The 14,619-nt window shown below is 74.7% G+C and carries 17 protein-coding genes; 11 read left to right on the top strand and 6 right to left on the bottom strand.

Annotation, left to right across the window (positions count from 1 at the left end):
- Positions 1–15: 15 nt before the first annotated feature.
- Entirely contained in the window at positions 16–528 is a 513-nt protein-coding gene (locus HFV08_RS16910; RefSeq protein ID WP_168540351.1) for a cupin domain-containing protein, read from the top strand.
- A 43-nt stretch (positions 529–571) separates the two neighbouring features.
- Here the strand turns inward: HFV08_RS16910 and HFV08_RS16915 are convergent, their stop codons facing one another.
- Positions 572–1,036 carry a MarR family winged helix-turn-helix transcriptional regulator gene (locus HFV08_RS16915; protein ID WP_168540353.1) on the bottom strand — a complete coding sequence of 155 codons (465 nt, stop codon included), beginning with the start codon at positions 1,034–1,036 and terminating at the stop codon, positions 572–574.
- A 132-nt stretch (positions 1,037–1,168) separates the two neighbouring features.
- On the opposite strand from HFV08_RS16915, the gene HFV08_RS16920 reads away from it, so the two are divergent.
- Positions 1,169–1,906, top strand: a complete 738-nt coding sequence (locus tag HFV08_RS16920; RefSeq protein WP_168540355.1) for an SDR family oxidoreductase — start codon at positions 1,169–1,171, stop codon at positions 1,904–1,906.
- A gap of 239 nt (positions 1,907–2,145) precedes the next feature.
- Here HFV08_RS16920 and HFV08_RS16925 read toward each other — a convergent pair whose 3' ends face one another.
- The gene (locus HFV08_RS16925; protein WP_246341803.1) at positions 2,146–2,718 is read right to left on the bottom strand and encodes a CGNR zinc finger domain-containing protein; all 573 of its coding nucleotides are present in this window, start codon (positions 2,716–2,718) and stop codon (positions 2,146–2,148) included.
- A gap of 95 nt (positions 2,719–2,813) precedes the next feature.
- On the opposite strand from HFV08_RS16925, the gene HFV08_RS16930 reads away from it, so the two are divergent.
- From HFV08_RS16930 to HFV08_RS16950, 5 genes are all read left to right on the top strand, one after another.
- Entirely contained in the window at positions 2,814–3,773 is a 960-nt protein-coding gene (locus HFV08_RS16930; RefSeq protein WP_168540357.1) for an alpha/beta fold hydrolase, read from the top strand.
- A 494-nt stretch (positions 3,774–4,267) separates the two neighbouring features.
- Positions 4,268–4,801 (top strand): EF-hand domain-containing protein, encoded by a 534-nt coding sequence (locus tag HFV08_RS16935; protein ID WP_168540359.1) that lies wholly within the window; start codon positions 4,268–4,270, stop codon positions 4,799–4,801.
- Positions 4,802–4,815: 14 nt separating this feature from the next.
- Positions 4,816–6,135 (top strand): isocitrate/isopropylmalate family dehydrogenase, encoded by a 1,320-nt coding sequence (locus tag HFV08_RS16940; RefSeq protein WP_210430394.1) that lies wholly within the window; start codon positions 4,816–4,818, stop codon positions 6,133–6,135.
- Positions 6,132–6,956, top strand: a complete 825-nt coding sequence (locus tag HFV08_RS16945; protein WP_168540361.1) for a cysteine hydrolase family protein — start codon at positions 6,132–6,134, stop codon at positions 6,954–6,956. The genes HFV08_RS16940 and HFV08_RS16945 overlap by 4 nt, the downstream gene beginning before the upstream one ends.
- A gap of 44 nt (positions 6,957–7,000) precedes the next feature.
- Complete coding sequence (locus HFV08_RS16950; RefSeq protein WP_168540363.1) at positions 7,001–7,909, top strand: SAM-dependent methyltransferase; 909 nt, start codon at positions 7,001–7,003, stop codon at positions 7,907–7,909.
- A 221-nt stretch (positions 7,910–8,130) separates the two neighbouring features.
- Here the strand turns inward: HFV08_RS16950 and HFV08_RS16955 are convergent, their stop codons facing one another.
- The 4 genes from HFV08_RS16955 to HFV08_RS16970 all read right to left on the bottom strand — a co-directional run bounded on the left by HFV08_RS16955 (position 8,131) and on the right by HFV08_RS16970 (position 10,400).
- The gene (locus HFV08_RS16955) at positions 8,131–8,421 is read right to left on the bottom strand and encodes a hypothetical protein (RefSeq protein WP_168540365.1); all 291 of its coding nucleotides are present in this window, start codon (positions 8,419–8,421) and stop codon (positions 8,131–8,133) included.
- Between the two features lie 235 nt (positions 8,422–8,656).
- Positions 8,657–9,127, bottom strand: a complete 471-nt coding sequence (locus HFV08_RS16960) for a hypothetical protein (protein ID WP_168540367.1) — start codon at positions 9,125–9,127, stop codon at positions 8,657–8,659.
- Positions 9,111–10,019: a Rieske (2Fe-2S) protein gene (locus HFV08_RS16965; protein ID WP_168540436.1), complete on the bottom strand. Its 909-nt coding sequence runs from the start codon at positions 10,017–10,019 to the stop codon at positions 9,111–9,113. The genes HFV08_RS16960 and HFV08_RS16965 overlap by 17 nt, the downstream gene beginning before the upstream one ends.
- 201 nt (positions 10,020–10,220) lie before the next feature.
- Positions 10,221–10,400: a DUF6480 family protein gene (locus tag HFV08_RS16970; RefSeq protein WP_168540369.1), complete on the bottom strand. Its 180-nt coding sequence runs from the start codon at positions 10,398–10,400 to the stop codon at positions 10,221–10,223.
- 302 nt (positions 10,401–10,702) lie between these two features.
- On the opposite strand from HFV08_RS16970, the gene HFV08_RS16975 reads away from it, so the two are divergent.
- Genes HFV08_RS16975 through HFV08_RS16990 form a run of 4 tightly spaced genes read left to right on the top strand, consistent with a single transcriptional unit; the run spans position 10,703 to position 14,569 of the window.
- On the top strand, positions 10,703–11,413 hold the full coding sequence (locus HFV08_RS16975; protein ID WP_168540371.1) for an SDR family NAD(P)-dependent oxidoreductase: 711 nt from the start codon (positions 10,703–10,705) through the stop codon (positions 11,411–11,413).
- Positions 11,410–12,633: an FAD-dependent oxidoreductase gene (locus tag HFV08_RS16980; protein WP_168540373.1), complete on the top strand. Its 1,224-nt coding sequence runs from the start codon at positions 11,410–11,412 to the stop codon at positions 12,631–12,633. The genes HFV08_RS16975 and HFV08_RS16980 overlap by 4 nt, the downstream gene beginning before the upstream one ends.
- A complete protein-coding gene (locus HFV08_RS16985; protein WP_168540375.1) occupies positions 12,630–13,019 on the top strand; it encodes a hypothetical protein in 390 nt (129 codons plus the stop codon). The genes HFV08_RS16980 and HFV08_RS16985 overlap by 4 nt, the downstream gene beginning before the upstream one ends.
- Positions 13,016–14,569: an FAD-dependent oxidoreductase gene (locus HFV08_RS16990; RefSeq protein ID WP_168540377.1), complete on the top strand. Its 1,554-nt coding sequence runs from the start codon at positions 13,016–13,018 to the stop codon at positions 14,567–14,569. Before HFV08_RS16985 ends, HFV08_RS16990 begins: the two co-directional genes overlap by 4 nt.
- The last annotated feature ends 50 nt before the right edge of the window (positions 14,570–14,619 follow it).

The following is a 14,619-nucleotide window of genomic DNA, read 5'->3' on the forward strand; positions in this document are numbered from 1 at the left end:
TCTAGCGTCCTCGCCATGAGCGAGTCCCTGACGAACCCGGGTGAAGGCTTCCATCCGCATCTGCACGAGCCGCCCGGTGGGACGGGACCGGTGCCGCCGCTGCGCGCCCGGCTGCACCACATCCGCGCAGGCGCCCTGGACGGCGACACCGCGCAGACCGGCGGCATGCGCCGGTTCGCCGCGGTCAGCGGGAGCACGGTGGGCTCGGAGAAGCTGTGGATGGGCCAGACCCACGTGGCCCCGGCGACGGCCTCCTCCAACCACCACCACGGAGCCTCCGAGACCGCCATCTACGTGGTGAGCGGGCACCCGGAGTTCGTCTTCCTCGACGACAGCGGCGCCGAGCCGGAGGAGATCCGGCTGCGGACCGGACCGGGGGACTACGTCTTCGTGCCGCCCTTCGTCCCGCATCGCGAGGAGAACCCGGACCCGGGGGACGAGGCCGTGGTGGTCATCGCCCGCAGCACCCAGGAGGCCATCGTGGTCAACCTCCCCGAGCTGTACGCGCTTCCCGCCGACCAGGGCTGACGCTCCGTCCGCCGGGGTCGTACGGGAACGGTCCCGGCGCCGCCTAGGCGGGCCGGCCGCCCTTGTGGTCCTCGCCGCGGCGCCGGGCGATGAGCTCGTCCTCGATGCGCCGGAGGGTGGCGTTGACGATCTCGATCGCGGCGGGGTCGTCGACGATGCCCCGCAGGGTCTGCTCCCAGTTGTCGTGGAGGTAGCCCAGATTCCGGCGGGCCTTCTCCGTGGGATACAGGCGCACGCCGCGGGCGCTGCGTTCGTCCACGACCCGCTCCACCAGATCCCTCTTCTCCAGGCCGCGCAGGACGCGGCTGAAGTTGCTCGACGGCAGCAGCGTCGCCTCCGACGCGGCGCGGGCGGAGGTGCCGGGGTTGCGGTGGACGAACCGCATGACGCTGATCTCGATCGGTGTGCACGGCTCGAAGGCGGGGTCGGCTGGGGGACGCAGCTGCCGTCCCACGGCGAAGATCAGGTCGGCCAGCTCGGGGAGGCCGGTGGCTTCGGCATCGCTCATACCGTCTACGGCGCCTTTCCTATTACGCGATAGCTATCGTGTGATAGTTTCGAAGTGGAGTGTACGGGGCGGTCTGCCGCCCCTGTCCTTGCTTCCGGGGAGTCTCCCCGGCCCACAGAGGAGGAACCGTTCATGGATGTCGACGGAGCCGTAGTGCTGGTGACCGGAGCGTCGTCGGGCATCGGGGCGGCCACCGCACGGGCCGCCGCCCTGGCCGGCGCGCGCGTGGTGCTCCTCGCACGACGCGAGGAGCGTATCCGGAGCCTCGCCGGGGAACTCGGCGAGGATGTGGCCCTGGCCGTGCCGTGCGATGTGACGGACCGTGCGCAGGTGGAGGCGGCCGTACGGGCCGCGGTCGAGAAGTTCGGGCGTATCGACGTCCTGGTGAACAACGCGGGCCAGGGGCTGCAGGCCACCGTCGACGCCATCGACCCCGACGATTTCCGGGCTCTGCTCGAACTCAACCTGCTCGCGCCGCTGGTCGTCATGCAGGCGGTCCTCCCGGCGATGCGTGAGCGGGGGAGCGGGGCCGTCGTCAACGTCAGCTCCGGCATCACCTGGTCCGCGCTGCCCGGATCCGGTGCGTACGCCGCCTCCAAGGCGGCCCTGCAGAAGCTCTCGGCCATCGCCCGCGCCGAACTCGCGGACTCCGGCATCGCCGTGTCGTTGATGTTCCCCTCGATCACCGAGACCGAGTTCGTCGGGACGGTCCGAGGCAGCGTCGAGGGCGCCCGCCGTATGGAAGCCTCCAGCGGGCTGCGGCCGCAGTCGCCCGAGGGCGTCGCCGACGCGATCCTCGCCCTGATCGCGAGCGGCGCCGAGCAGGCGGACCTGGTCCCGGAGGAGTACGGCGGCACCTTCAAGGGCTGACTCACCGGGAGCCGGTACGCGGAGTCGCCCCGCCGCAAACCGTGGCTCCACGGTCGACTCCGCCGCGCGCCGCCGCCACGCGCCGCCACCCCCGACTGCCCGTCGAGCGGCCCCGAAGGGCGGGCGCTCGTAGGGGAGTCGGCCGGCGAGGTGATTCGGTCGTCGATCCGATGAAGCGGCCCCCGTACGGGCAAGCGGCCCCCGTACGGGCGGCCCCGTGCGAGCGGCCCTGTGTGACTTCACCGCTCGTGCCGCACGCGCATGGCGTCCTTCTTGGCCCGGTTGCCGCAGGTGCCCATCGAGCACCAGCGGCGGGACCGGCCGCGGGTGGTGTCGAGGAACACTGCCACGCAGCCGGTCCCCGCGCAGACCTTGACCGTGCCGGGCCTGACGCCGCCGAGGGTCTCGACCGCATCGCCGGCCAGGACCGCCAGAGCGGACCGCGCCGGCGATGCGCCCGGGAAGCGCCAGGCGGCGCCGGTGCCGTCGAGCACCCGGAAGGCGTCGTTGCGGCCGGCCCATGCGTTGATGCGGTCCCGGTCGGCCCCGGCGGGCGGGACCGCGTCCGCGACGGCCCGGGCCGCACGGTAGATCGCCTCCCGCAGTTCCCTTGCCTCCCGCAGCAACTCCTCGTCCACTCCCGGCAGTTGCTCGCCCAGCCCCGCGGCGAGAAGCCACTGGGCGAGGTCCGGCGGACGCAGCAGGGACTCCTTCGGCCGCGCGGCGGCTCGGGCCGTCGCGGTCTTCGTGAAGCGAAGGCACAGGGGCTGTGTCTCGGTGTCCGCGCCCATCCCGCTCCCTTGCTGCCGCATCCTCCGACCGTCATCGGAACCACCCTAGCCGGTTCGACTGGGCTCTGTTAGGTTGCGAACCGGCTCAGGTGGTTCATCAATCCCCGGAGGAAACCATGACCCTTGTCCCGGCAGCGCCCGTGACCGGCTTCGGCACCGTCGCCGCGGTGCCCGACCTGCCGAGCGGCTTCGGCGAACGGTTCCGGAGCCACCGCTACGACCTGGGCGACATCTCCCTGCATGCCGTCACGGGCGGCTCGGGCCCCGCGCTCCTGCTGGTGGGCGGCTGGCCGCAGTTCTGGTGGCAGTGGCGCAAGGTGATGCTCCCGCTCTCGGAGCACTTCACGGTGATCGCGGTCGACCCCCGCGGAGTCGGACGCTCGGACCTGCCGGAGACGGGCTACGACAGCACCACGGCGGCAGGGGACCTCGCCCGGCTCATGACCGCGCTGGGCCATGACCGCTTCCGGTTGGCCGGTCACGACGTCGGCATGATGCTGGCCTACGCCCTGGCCGCCGACCATCCCTCGCGGGTCAGCCGACTCGTCCTGGCGGAGGCCGCCCTCCCCGGTATCTCGGACGACCCGAGCGCCCTCCCGCCGACCGCCCGCGCGGCCGAAGCCACCTGGCACTTCATGTTCAACCGGCTGCCCTCCGTCAACGAAGAACTCGTCGAGGGGCGCGAGGACCTCTTCTACGGCGGCCAGTTCGCCACGAAGGGCGCCACCCCCGACGCGATGCCCCCGGACGTCGTCGCCGTCTACGTCGAGGCACTCCGGCGGCCCGGCGCGCTCCACGCCAGCTTCCACTACTACCGGGCCCTGGACATGACGATCGCCCAGAACCAGGCGCGCGCCCGCACCCCCCTGACGCTGCCCGTACTGGCGGTCGGGGGCGCGGCCTTCCGGGGAGCCGCCGTCGCCCGGGACGTACGACGTGTCGCCAGGGACGTGCGCGAGCTCGTGATCGAGGGATGCGGGCACTACGTCCCCGAGGAGGCACCCGAGGTCTTCACCTCGGCCCTCCTGTCGTTCTTCGCGCCCACGCCCACGCCCACGGCCTCGGCGCCGGCCTGACGCCTGCCCGACCGGCGGCTTCGCGGGGGTGGCCTCCCGCGCGGGAAGGCGAGGACGTGTCACATCGGATGCGTGGCACTCCTCGAACCCGCCGGATCCGATGACGGCCGCGAGTCCGGCGAGCGGCGAGGGCACGCCGTCGCCGATCCGCGCGGCGACCGCCTGAAGCCGCCGGGCCCATGGAACATCCGCGCAGCGGAGCCATGGCGAGGCTGTCGTCCGGCCGAGCACCCGACGGCGGGGCGACAGCTCCGTACCCGGTGCTCTCCCGCCCCCAGGTCCAGCACCCCTTGCACGTTCAGCCGTGAACGCGCCCGGAAACAAGGCAAGTTGCGCCTTTCCGGTGAACCGCGGGGGCCGCTCGTATCGGTGGCGGGTGCGGGGGCAGTGATTCCGGGCCGGGCGACGTCCGGCGGTACGGGGCGGGGTCGCCGGGCGGTTGCCCGGACCGGGCACCGCCCTCGGATCACAGGTGTACGAGAGGTGTAGACGTCATGCGCGCAGAGGCCACGCAGCGGGTCCGGCTCGTCTTCTCCCTGCTGGACGCGGACGGCAACGGGGTGCTGGAGGCCCAGGACTTCACATCGATGGGAGAGCGCGTCGCGGCGGCGGTGCCGGGCGCGGACGGGGAGGCGATGGCGCGGCTGCGCACCGCCTTCGCGCGCTACTGGACCACGCTGGTCACGGAGTTGGATGCGGACGCCGACGGCCGGGTCAGCTTCGAGGAGTACACGGCGTGTGTGCTCTCGCCCGAGCGCTTCGACGCGACGGTCACCGAATTCGCCTGGGCGCTGGCCGAGTTGGGCGACCAGGACGGGGACGGACTCGTCGAACGCCAGCCGTTCACCGCCCTGATGGCGGCCATCGGCTTCGCCGAGGACAACACCGTGGCGCTGTACGAGGAGTTCGGGCCGGACGCCGAGGACCGTGTCCCGGTGCGCGTCTGGGCGGAGGGGATTAGGGACTACTACGCGCCGGACAAGGCGGGCATCCCCGGGGACCGGCTGGTCACCGGCTCCGCGGTCTGACGGGGGCGGCGAGCATGAGCAGCGGAAGAGGCGCCGAGCAGGTCGTCGGCTTGGCGGTCGGGCGGGGCACCGGGGCCGAAGTCGCCCGAATATTCGAGCAGTTCGTGGCACGGTTCGCGGAGCTGAACGACAGGAACATCCGGGTGGAGCGCGCCTCGCGCACGTACGACTCCTATGTCTCCCTCGCCCGCGAGTGCGCGGGCATCGAGGAGATCCGGCACCGCACCCGCGAGGACGCCGAGCACTACGAGCGGTTCCTCCGCGAGCGGGCCGCGGCGGGGACGCCCGTCGTCTTCCGGACGGCGATCAACGCCCAGACCCTGTACCTCGTCCGGCAGCGGCTGCGCGCGGTCAAGGAGGACGTCCTCGACGCCGGGGGCGCCCGGCTGCTCCTGGTGCGCGACCAGGCGCAGGGCTTCTACACCGGCGAGAACGAGCACAGCCCCGGACGGGTCCGCCGGGTCACGGAGTTCAGCCGGGAGACCACCGAGCAGGTCCTGCACCACGCGGTGCGCCGGGCCCGTCGGCTGTGGCCGGGGGAGGGGCCCGCGCGGATCGTCATGGCGTACAAGTTCCATCTCCTCGACGGCGCCCTCGACCGCTGGGTCAGCGACTTCGGGGAGCAACACGGCGTCGACGTACGGGTGTTCCAGCCGGACACGGTGAACCGCAACCTGATCGCCCACGGCCCCCAGGACCGCACGGTCCTGGTGGCGGGCAACGAGTGGGGCGACATCATGCATGTCGTCCTGCTCGACAGATTCGGTGCCGGACGGCAGGAGGAGCACTGCACCCGCAACGTCCATCTCCATCCGGATGTCGAGGGGCTGGTCGAGTACCAGACGGTGCACGGCTCGGCGGACGACCTGGAGGGCCGTGACCTGGTCAACCCGCTGGCCACGGTACGGGCCGCCGCCGCGGTCGCGGAGGGGTACGCGGAGTGCGGCGGCGCGGTGGCGGCGGCGGAACGGGCCCTCGCCGCCGTGGCCCGGGCGGGCGTACGGACACCGGATCTCGGCGGCCGGCACTCCAGCGGCGCCGTCGTCTCGGCACTGCTCGACGCGTTGGCAGCGGAGGCCGACCCGGTCGCCTCCGGTCACCCGGTCGCCTCCGGTCGCCCGGTCGCTTCCGCTGACTCCGGATCTCCGGCCGTTCCCGCTGCGGCTTCGGGAGCGACAGGCGCTGTTCCGGCTGTGGTTTCGGGGGCAACGGTCGCCGTTCCGTCCGCGACTTCCGGGGCAACGGCCGCCGTACCGGCTGCGACTTCCGGGGCAACCGCCGCCGCTCCGGCCGCAGTTGCCCCCTCCGCCCCGTCCCCGGTCTCCGAGTCGTGACGGCGTCCGCGTCCGCCGCCCGCGGAACGGCCCTGGTCGTCGTCGATGTCCAGAACGACTTCTGTGCCGGACCGCTCGCGGCCTCCCGGTATCCGGGGGACCCGGGCCGCCTCGCGGAGGTCGTGGCGAACACCGCCCGGGCCGTCGCGGCGGCCCGGGCCCGGGGCGTCGAGGTCGTGCTGGTCCGCTTCCTCGGGGACCCGGAGTACCAGGGGGCCGCCTGGCGCCGCCGGGACGTGGCGCGGGGCAAGCCGCCCAAGTGCCTGGCGGGCACCTGGGGTGCCGAGTTCACCGCCCCGCTCCAACCGGCGCCCGGCGAGGCGGTGTTCACCAAGCACGCGAGCTTCGACGCCTTCCTGGCACAGGGCCCGGAGCCGTACGGCGGAGTCGAGGACGCCGAAGTACCCGTAAGCGCACGGGGGTTGGAGCGGTACCTCACCCAACGCGGCATCTCTCACCTGGCCTTCGCGGGCCTCTTCGCGGACGTCTGCGTGGACAGCACGGCCAGGACGGCGTTCCAGAAGGGCTTCCACCTCACCGTCCTCAGCGACTGCACGACCGCCCTGCACACCTCCGACGAGCAGATCCTCACCTTCATGCGCCGCCTCTACGGCGCCCGCGTCACCACCCACGACCACCCGTCCCTGTGGGCACGGCACCCCGAGGAGGACCCATGGACCGAGCCACCGGCCACCTCAGCGCCACCACCGGCCGCTCCGGCACCGATGTCGATTCCGGCTGCGGTCCCGGCCGCGGTTCCGGCTCCGGAGAATCCACTGCCGCATCAGGCCGCTCCGGCTCCGGAGAACCCACCGCGATAGCAGGCCGTTCCGGCTCCGCTGAACTCACCGTCCCTACCGGCCGGTTGAGCCCCGGAGAACCCACCGCCACCACCGCCCGACTCACCGGTGTCGACTCCGGCGTCGGGCTGACCGCGCTCCTGGTCGCCGCCGCGCGGGCCATCGAGACGGAAGGTCCCGACGCCCTGGCCCGGGACGAGTACGCCGCGCACTTCGTCCGCGCGGTCGGGGCCTGCGCGGGCTGGCCCGTCCACCCCGACCAGGTGCCGGACGGCGAGGCGGACCCGCTGTGGGGCAGGCTCGCCCGCTACTTCGGGCTCCGGACCCGGGTGTTCGACGACCACCTGCTGCGCGCCGCGGACCGCGGCACCCGCCAGGTGGTCCTGCTCGGCGCCGGGCTCGACACCCGCGCCCTGCGGCTGCCGTGGCCGGGCGACTGCACGGTCTACGAACTGGACCAGGACGCCGTGCTCACCTTCAAGCGCCGCACCCTGGAGGACGCGGCCCCCGCCGAACGCCCTCGCGCCCGCCGCGTCGCCGTCCCCGTCGATCTGCGCCGGGACTGGACCCCCGCGCTGACCGCGGCGGGCTTCGACCCCGGGCGCCCGACGGCCTGGCTGGCGGAGGGGCTGCTGCTCTACCTGCCCGCCGCTGCCGAACGCCGCCTGATCGCCACGGTCGACGCACTCAGCGCCCCCGGCAGCTCCCTGGCGTACGAGGTCAAGCAGGGGGTCGAGTCCGCCGCCGTCCGCGCGGCCCCTGTCTACCGGGCGGCCCGTACCCGTATCGGCGTGGACCTGCTCGCCCTCTTCGATCCGCAGCCGCGCCCCGACTCCGCCGCCGACCTGGCCGCCCGCGGCTGGCTGCCGGGGGTCCGCACCCCCTTCGACTTCAGCCGCCACCTGGGCCGCGGCCCCCTCCCCGAGCCCGAGGACGCCCTGGCCGCCAACCGCTGGGTCTTCGCGACCCGTTGACCCTGCTGAGGGGCTTGCCGCGGACCTCGCCGAGGGCGCCGACAACCAGGCGATGAACCCCGTGTTCCTGTAGTGATCACGTGGTTCGGAAAGGCCAACGGTTCGGCCGCACCGGCTCGGCGGCCGAACCCGTTGCGGTAGGCCGGCGGGCTGAGGGAACAGCGCGGCCGGGACTTCCGGCGGCCCGATCGTTCCCCGTCTCCTGCCCCAGACTCGCCGGCTCAGGTGTCGAGTTCGCGGCGTACGCCCACTCGGAGGTGGCCGAGGGAGACGGCCGTGGTGGCGACGGTGGTGCCGTCCCGGAAGGCCACGGTGAGTGGGGTCAGCGGGTCGAGGCCGTTGACCTGGTGGAGGAGTTTGGCGATGTCGGCTTCGACGGCCGTCTTGCCGGAGGTGTCGGCGGCGGAGACCTCGGCGAAGGTGATCAGCGGGTCTTCCGTCTCCTGCTTGCGGACGAGTTGGAGCGGCTGCCAGCCGCCGCCGCTGTAGAGCTCTGCGCGCATGTATTTCATGCGGGTAGCGTCCTGCGGGGCGATGAAGATGGCGTCTACATGTTTCTCGGCAGGGGGCCGCGGTTCCGCTCCGCGCCGCTGCCGGATCGTCCGCCTGCCCGGCGCGGGCGCCGCGGGGAACCGCCGCCACCCGGGCCGGTTGCCGTTCCGCCATCCGAGGGGGCGGGTCCGTGGTGGCCGAGCCCCGGGCTCCGGCCGCCCTCGGCCGAGAGCTGCCGCCGCGCGCCGACCGTCCTCAGGCGTCCGCGTCACCGGAGGGCGTGGAGGTGTGCGCGCTGTGCCCGCGGGTGCGGCGGTCTTCCTTCATCCGGGCCTCCAGCACGTGCCGCCTGCCCCCGGTGAGACGGGCGCGTACCTTCTCCTCCAGGCGGCGGAAGGTCGCGTAGTAGTCGTCGTCGTACTCCTCCACGAGCTGGAAGGTCCAGCGGCCGGGGAGGACGTTGCGGCCCAGCAGTTCGCGGCCGATCTCTTCCGCCAGGTCGGGGTGGCCGCAGCGGTGCAGCAGGTCCACCACGTCGTCCAGGCGCAGATCGGCGTGGCCGGTCAGCTGATGGAAGCTGTAGAGGTGGCCCCGGGCGCGCTCGGTGGTCTCGAAGGCCTCCGAGAGCACACCGGCCGCCTCCACCGCCAGCGGACTCCCGCCGGACGACTCCTCGCCGTCCCGGCTGCCGGTCGAGGCGGTTCCACGCTCACCGCCGTCGTTCACCGCTGCTCCCCAGCGGGGTGGCCTTCTCGGGCGGGCTCCCGTTCTTCTGCTGCTCCGAGGCGGGCCGGTCCAGCCGGACCCGGACGCGTCCGGCGGAGAGCTGGACCTCGAAGGCCGGCTGGGGCGCGGTCGCGGGACCCTCCAGGTTCCAGCCGTCGGAGAGCCGGAACAGGCTGCCGTGCCAGGGGCAGCGCACGCAGCCGTCCTCCAGATGCCCCTCGCTCAGCGGGCCGCCCAGGTGGCTGCAGTGCTCCGCGAGGGCGTGCACGGTGTCCTCGTTCTCCCGTACCACCAGGACCGGCACGTCACCGAGGACGCGCCGTACCGCCCGGCCGATGGGGAAGTCCCCGACGGCGCCGAGGTCGTGCCACCCGGAGCCGACCAGATGCGGCACCTGCTCGGCGTGGTTGGCGCCGGCGGCCTGCCGGTAGGCCAGGTGGCCGCCGAGTGCCCCGCCCGCGCTCGCCACCGTCAGCCCCAGGAAGCCGAGCCACTTCCCCCGCAGGCTCCTGCCGCGCAGCCGGGCCGAGAGCGACCCCGTGTACAGGACGACGGCGGTGGCGTTCGCGACCGCGTGCACGAAGCCCACCCGCTGCTGGTCCCGGTGGAGTTCGGCCCAGTCCACCCAGCCCGCCGCCGCGGCCGGTCCCGCGCCGGCCAGCCCCAGGGCGACCAGCACACCCGCGCTCCTGCGCCGGCCGGGAAGCAGGTCGAGCAGCGCGGCCGAGGTCCAGGCGCCCACCGGTACCTGGACCAGGATCGGATGCAGCGGGTGCCCGAGCCAGCGGCCGTGCAGCGCATCGCGCCCGGCGCCCAGCGGCAGCGCGCGTACCGCCCGCTGCACCGCGTCGAGCAGGCGGTCGCCGCCCGCGTACCGCTCCAGGCGGTCCATGGCGGTGAGGACCCGGCCCGGCCCGTCCGGCGAGGGCAGCGCCTGCTTCCAGGCTGACTGCAGGCCCCCGAGGGCGTGGCCGGAACTGTTCGTGCGGATTCCGTTCTGCTGCACCTGTACTCCTCCTGCCCGGTGCCCGCGTCGAGGGGCCCGTGGCACATCGCCCGGGTCCCGGGCGGACCGCCCGGACCTCCGGGTACGTCACAGGGAGACGAGACGGGCGATGAAGAACGCCGCCACGATCACCGCGCCCGCGATGACCAGCCACAGCCAGATGCCGGGGTGCTCCCAGACACCGCCGTCCGGACGTTCCTCGTGGGCCTCCGCGATGGAGCCCTCGACCGGGGGTGTCTCCTCGGGTGGAACAAGCGGATCCGTCATGCTTCCAGACTCATGCAGGTCGCCCACCGGCGCATCCGCTGGGCGCGGTGCCCGTACGGGTGCCGTCGTGCCCGGTCCGCGGCCGGTCCGGGCACGGTCCGGGGCGGGGGTGTGCGGCTGTCTCACCCCCGTGCCGATCCCGCGCACGGGCCTTCGGGGCGTGGCGAGGTGCCGGGCGGCCCGACGCGCGGTTGACTCGGCCGTGTCCGCCGCGTCCAGGTCCGGCCGCGGCCGGAAGAGGCTGTGCCAGACCGGAAGAGGCTGTGCCGGCAGCGAATCGGCCCTGCGATCGGGAGTCAGACGTGGAACTCGACGGCGCGCGCGTGCTGGTGGCCGGTGCCACCGGTGTCCTCGGTGGGGCACTCACCGCCGAACTGGCCGCGCGGGGAGCGCGTCCGGCGCTCGCCGGACGCGACCCGGAGCGCCTCGCCCGCGCCGCCCGGAGGTACCCGGGTGCTCCCGTCCTCCTCTTCGACGCCTACGACCCCGCCTCCTGCGCCCGTGCCGTGGCGGAGGCGGCGGCCGGACTCGGCGGACTGGACGCCGTCGTGACCGCCTTCGGCGCGGTGGCCTTCGGACCGGCGGCGGAGGCCGGGGACGAGGTCGCCGAACACCTGATGGCGGTCAACGCCCTCGCGCCCGCCGCCTTCTTCCGCGCGGCGCTCCCCCTCCTCGCGCCCGGCTCGGTCCTCGCCGCCCTCACCGGCGTGGTCGCCCAGGCCCCGCAGGCGGGCATGGCCGACTTCAGCGCCTCCAAGGCCGCGCTCGCCGCCTGGCTCGGCGCCGTGCGCCGCGAGGCGCGGACCGCCGGAGTCCGGGTCCTGGACGTGCGGCCCGGACACCTGGACACCGGGTTCGCCGACCGGGCCGTCGCGGGCACGCCCCCGCCGCTGCCCGCGGGCGGCGACCCGCTCCGTACCGTCGCCGCCGTGGCCGAGGCGATGGCGGCGGACGCGGAGCTGGTGCGCACCGCTCCGGACGGAGCACCCGTCGTCGAACGGCGCGCCAGATGAGCGGGGGCGGCGACCCGTACGAGGAGAGCTGCGAGGTGGTCATCATCGGCGGCGGCGCGTCCGGACTCAGCCTCGCCTACCACCTGACGGCGGCGCGGGCCCCCGGGGTGACCGTGATCGAGGCACCGGACGGGCCGCTGCGCCCGCCGGAGCGGACATGGTGCTACTGGGACGAGGGCACCGGCGATTTCGACGCGGTGGTGTGCGCCTCCTTCTCCCGGCTGCGGGTGCACGGCACCGACGGCGAGGCCCTCACGGTGGACCCCTCGCCCGTGCGGTACCGCATGATCCGGTCCGGCCCCTTCGAACGCATGGTGCACCACCGGCTGGCCCGTTCTCCCGGCGGGCGGCTGCTGCGCGCGACGGCCGAGGCGGTGCGCTCCACGCCCGGTGGGGCCCTGGTGCGCTGCACCGCGGCCGACGGCCGGCGGCTGACGCTGCGCGCCCGGCACGTGTTCGACTCCCGGCCGGTGCGCACCCTGCCACCGGCCCGGATCCATCTGACGCAGCACTTCCGCGGCTGGTTCGTCCGTACCGCGGCGGACCGCTTCGATCCCTCGGTCGCCGATCTGATGGACTTCCGGGTGCCGCAGCCCCGCCACGGGCTCGCCTTCGGCTACGTACTGCCGCTCGCGCCGAACCGGGCGCTGGTCGAGTACACCGAGTTCTCCCGGACCCCGCTGCCCACCGAGGCCTACGAGGCCGCGCTGGCCCGCTACTGCCGCGACACCCTGCGCCTCCCCTCCTACACCGTGGAGTCCGCCGAGCAGGGCGTCATCCCGATGACCGACGCACGCTTCCCGCGGCGGAGCGGGCCCGCCGTCTTCCGGATCGGGACCGCGGGCGGTGCCACCCGCCCGGCGACCGGCTACACCTTCGCCGCGGCGCAGCGGCAGGCCCGTCGCGTCGCGGCCGCTCTGCACCGCGGCCGGGTGGCGGTGCCCCCGCCGCACGGGCGGCGGGCGCGGGCCATGGACGCGGTGCTGCTGCGGGCGCTCGACACCGGGCGCATCGACGGCCCCGACTTCTTCACCGGCCTCTTCCGCCGCGTCCCGCCCACCCGCCTGCTGCGCTTCCTCGACGGGGCCACCTCGCCCTGGGAGGAGGCGGGCATCGGCCTGCGCACCCCCGTCGGCCCCATGCTGCGGACCGCGCTCGAACTGCCCTTCCTGCCCCGGCGCCCCCACCCCGTACCCCGAAGCGGAGAGAACCGCAGATGACACCGCCGCGCGACCCCGGACCGGCCCGCGCCTTCGACCGCGCCCCGCGTACCCGCGCCCGCCGCCCGTACCGCCCCGCCCCCGGTGGTGACCGCGTGCTCCGCCTCCCGTGCCGCCCCGCCCCCGGTGGTGACCGCGTGCTCCGCCTCGCGTACCAGACCACCCCCCGCGGCGACCGCGCCCTCCGCCGCCGTCTGCGGCGCGGACTCCCCGGCGGCGACCCCGCCTCCACCGCCCGGCCCCTGGGCGCCGCCTCCGCCCTCCGGCTCCCGCGTCCCGCCTCCGCCCGGGTGCGAGTGGTGTCCGTCGCCGGATGCGAAACCGGCCTCACCCGCGCGCTCTTCGCCCGCGGCGGCTCGGTCGCCGTCCCGCCGGAGGCCCGATGAGCGCGCCGCGCCGCGCGGCCCGGCGCGGGCGCGACCGCAGGGCCGAGGTCCTGATGCCCGCGCCCGGACGGCCGCGGTTCGCCGGAGCCGACGCACCCGGCGTCGCCGTCGTCGGCGGTGGTATCGCCGGTCTCGCCGCGGCCGTGCTGCTGGCCGAACGCGGCGCCCGCGTCACCCTCTACGAGCGGGAAGAATCCCTCGGCGGCCGGCTCGGCGGACACCGCACCCGCCTGGCCGACGGCTCCTCGGTGACCATGAGCCGGGGCTTCCACGCCTTCTTCCGTCAGTACTACAACCTGCGCGGCCTGCTGCGCCGGACCGATCCGGGACTCGACCGCCTCCGGCCGCTGCCCGACTACCCCCTGCAGCACAGCAGCGGACTGCGCGACAGCTTCGCCCGTGTGCCGCGCACGCCGCCCTTCAGCGCGCTCGGCTTCGTCGCGCTGAGCCCCGCCTTCGGCTGGCGCGACCTCGCCGCCCTCGACGCCCGGGCCGCGCTGCCGCTCCTCGACGTCCGGGTGCCCGAGGTCTACGAGCGCTTCGACTCGCTCGGCGCGGCCGCCTTCCTGGACCGCGTGCGCTTCCCCGAGGCCGCGCACCATCTGGCGTTCGAGGTGTTCTCCCGCAGCTTCTTCGCCGATCCCCGTGAACTCTCGGCCGCCGAACTGCTGTTGATGTTCCACATCTACTTCCTCGGTTCCGCCGAGGGCCTGCTCTTCGACGTACCGGACGAGCCCTTCCCGCAGGCGCTGTGGGAGCCCCTCGGCGACTACCTCCGGCGCCTCGGCGCGAGGGTGCGCACCGGCACCCCGGTCCGCGCCCTCCAGCCGGAGGCCGAGGGAACCGTGGCGGTGCGGACCGACACCGCCGTCCACCGGCACGACGCGGCGGTGCTCGCCCTCGACCCGGGGGCGCTGCGGGAGACCGTCGCGGCCTCGACCGGACTCGGCACCCCCGCGTGGCGTGAGGACGTCGCCGCGCTGCGCACCGCCCCGCCCTTCCTCGTCTCCCGGCTCTGGCTCGACCGGCCCCTTCGCGCCGACCGCCCCGGATTCCTCGGCACCAGCGGCTACGGCGGCCTGGACAACATCAGCGTCCTGGACCGCTACGAGGGCGAGGCCGCCCGCTGGGCCGCCAGGACCGGCGGCTCGGTGGTGGAACTGCACGCCTACGCCGTCGCCGCCGGCGCGGACCGGTCCGAGGTGCAGGCCCGCCTGCGCGCGGAGCTGAGCCGGGTCTACCCGGAGGCCGGGCGGGCCCGGATCGTCGACGCCCGGCACGAGTGGCGCGCCGACTGCCCGTTCTTCCCGGTCGGCTCCCACTCCCGGCGGCCCACCGTCACCACGCCCCACCCCCGGGTCACGCTCGCCGGGGACGCGATCCGCTGCGACCTGCCCGTGGCCCTGATGGAACGCGCCGCCACCACCGGCTTCCTGGCGGCCGGGGCGCTCCTCGCCCGGTGGGGGGTGCGGGGGCAGGTGCTGTGGACGGTGCCCCGGGCCGGCCGTTCCGCCGTGCTGCGGGCGCTCGGCGCGAGGGGCAGGGGCTGACGTTCCGGCCCGCGGGCTCTTCCCCCGCCCGGTGCACCGGGGCGTCCGCC

Source organism: Streptomyces physcomitrii (assembly GCF_012273655.1).
Taxonomy (GTDB): Bacteria; Actinomycetota; Actinomycetes; order Streptomycetales; family Streptomycetaceae; genus Streptomyces; species Streptomyces physcomitrii.

Excerpts from the sequence above, each read along its gene's own strand:
- HFV08_RS16910 (WP_168540351.1), top strand. The coding sequence starts at position 16 with ATGAGCGAGTCCCTGACGAACCCGGGTGAAGGCTTCCATCCGCATCTG.
- HFV08_RS16915 (WP_168540353.1), bottom strand. The coding sequence starts at position 1,036 with ATGAGCGATGCCGAAGCCACCGGCCTCCCCGAGCTGGCCGACCTGATC.
- HFV08_RS16920 (WP_168540355.1), top strand. The coding sequence starts at position 1,169 with ATGGATGTCGACGGAGCCGTAGTGCTGGTGACCGGAGCGTCGTCGGGC.
- HFV08_RS16925 (WP_246341803.1), bottom strand. The coding sequence starts at position 2,718 with ATGCGGCAGCAAGGGAGCGGGATGGGCGCGGACACCGAGACACAGCCC.
- HFV08_RS16930 (WP_168540357.1), top strand. The coding sequence starts at position 2,814 with ATGACCCTTGTCCCGGCAGCGCCCGTGACCGGCTTCGGCACCGTCGCC.
- HFV08_RS16935 (WP_168540359.1), top strand. The coding sequence starts at position 4,268 with ATGCGCGCAGAGGCCACGCAGCGGGTCCGGCTCGTCTTCTCCCTGCTG.
- HFV08_RS16940 (WP_210430394.1), top strand. The coding sequence starts at position 4,816 with ATGAGCAGCGGAAGAGGCGCCGAGCAGGTCGTCGGCTTGGCGGTCGGG.
- HFV08_RS16955 (WP_168540365.1), bottom strand. The coding sequence starts at position 8,421 with ATGAAATACATGCGCGCAGAGCTCTACAGCGGCGGCGGCTGGCAGCCG.
- HFV08_RS16965 (WP_168540436.1), bottom strand. The coding sequence starts at position 10,019 with ATGGACCGCCTGGAGCGGTACGCGGGCGGCGACCGCCTGCTCGACGCG.
- HFV08_RS16970 (WP_168540369.1), bottom strand. The coding sequence starts at position 10,400 with ATGACGGATCCGCTTGTTCCACCCGAGGAGACACCCCCGGTCGAGGGC.
- HFV08_RS16980 (WP_168540373.1), top strand. The coding sequence starts at position 11,410 with ATGAGCGGGGGCGGCGACCCGTACGAGGAGAGCTGCGAGGTGGTCATC.
- HFV08_RS16985 (WP_168540375.1), top strand. The coding sequence starts at position 12,630 with ATGACACCGCCGCGCGACCCCGGACCGGCCCGCGCCTTCGACCGCGCC.
- HFV08_RS16990 (WP_168540377.1), top strand. The coding sequence starts at position 13,016 with ATGAGCGCGCCGCGCCGCGCGGCCCGGCGCGGGCGCGACCGCAGGGCC.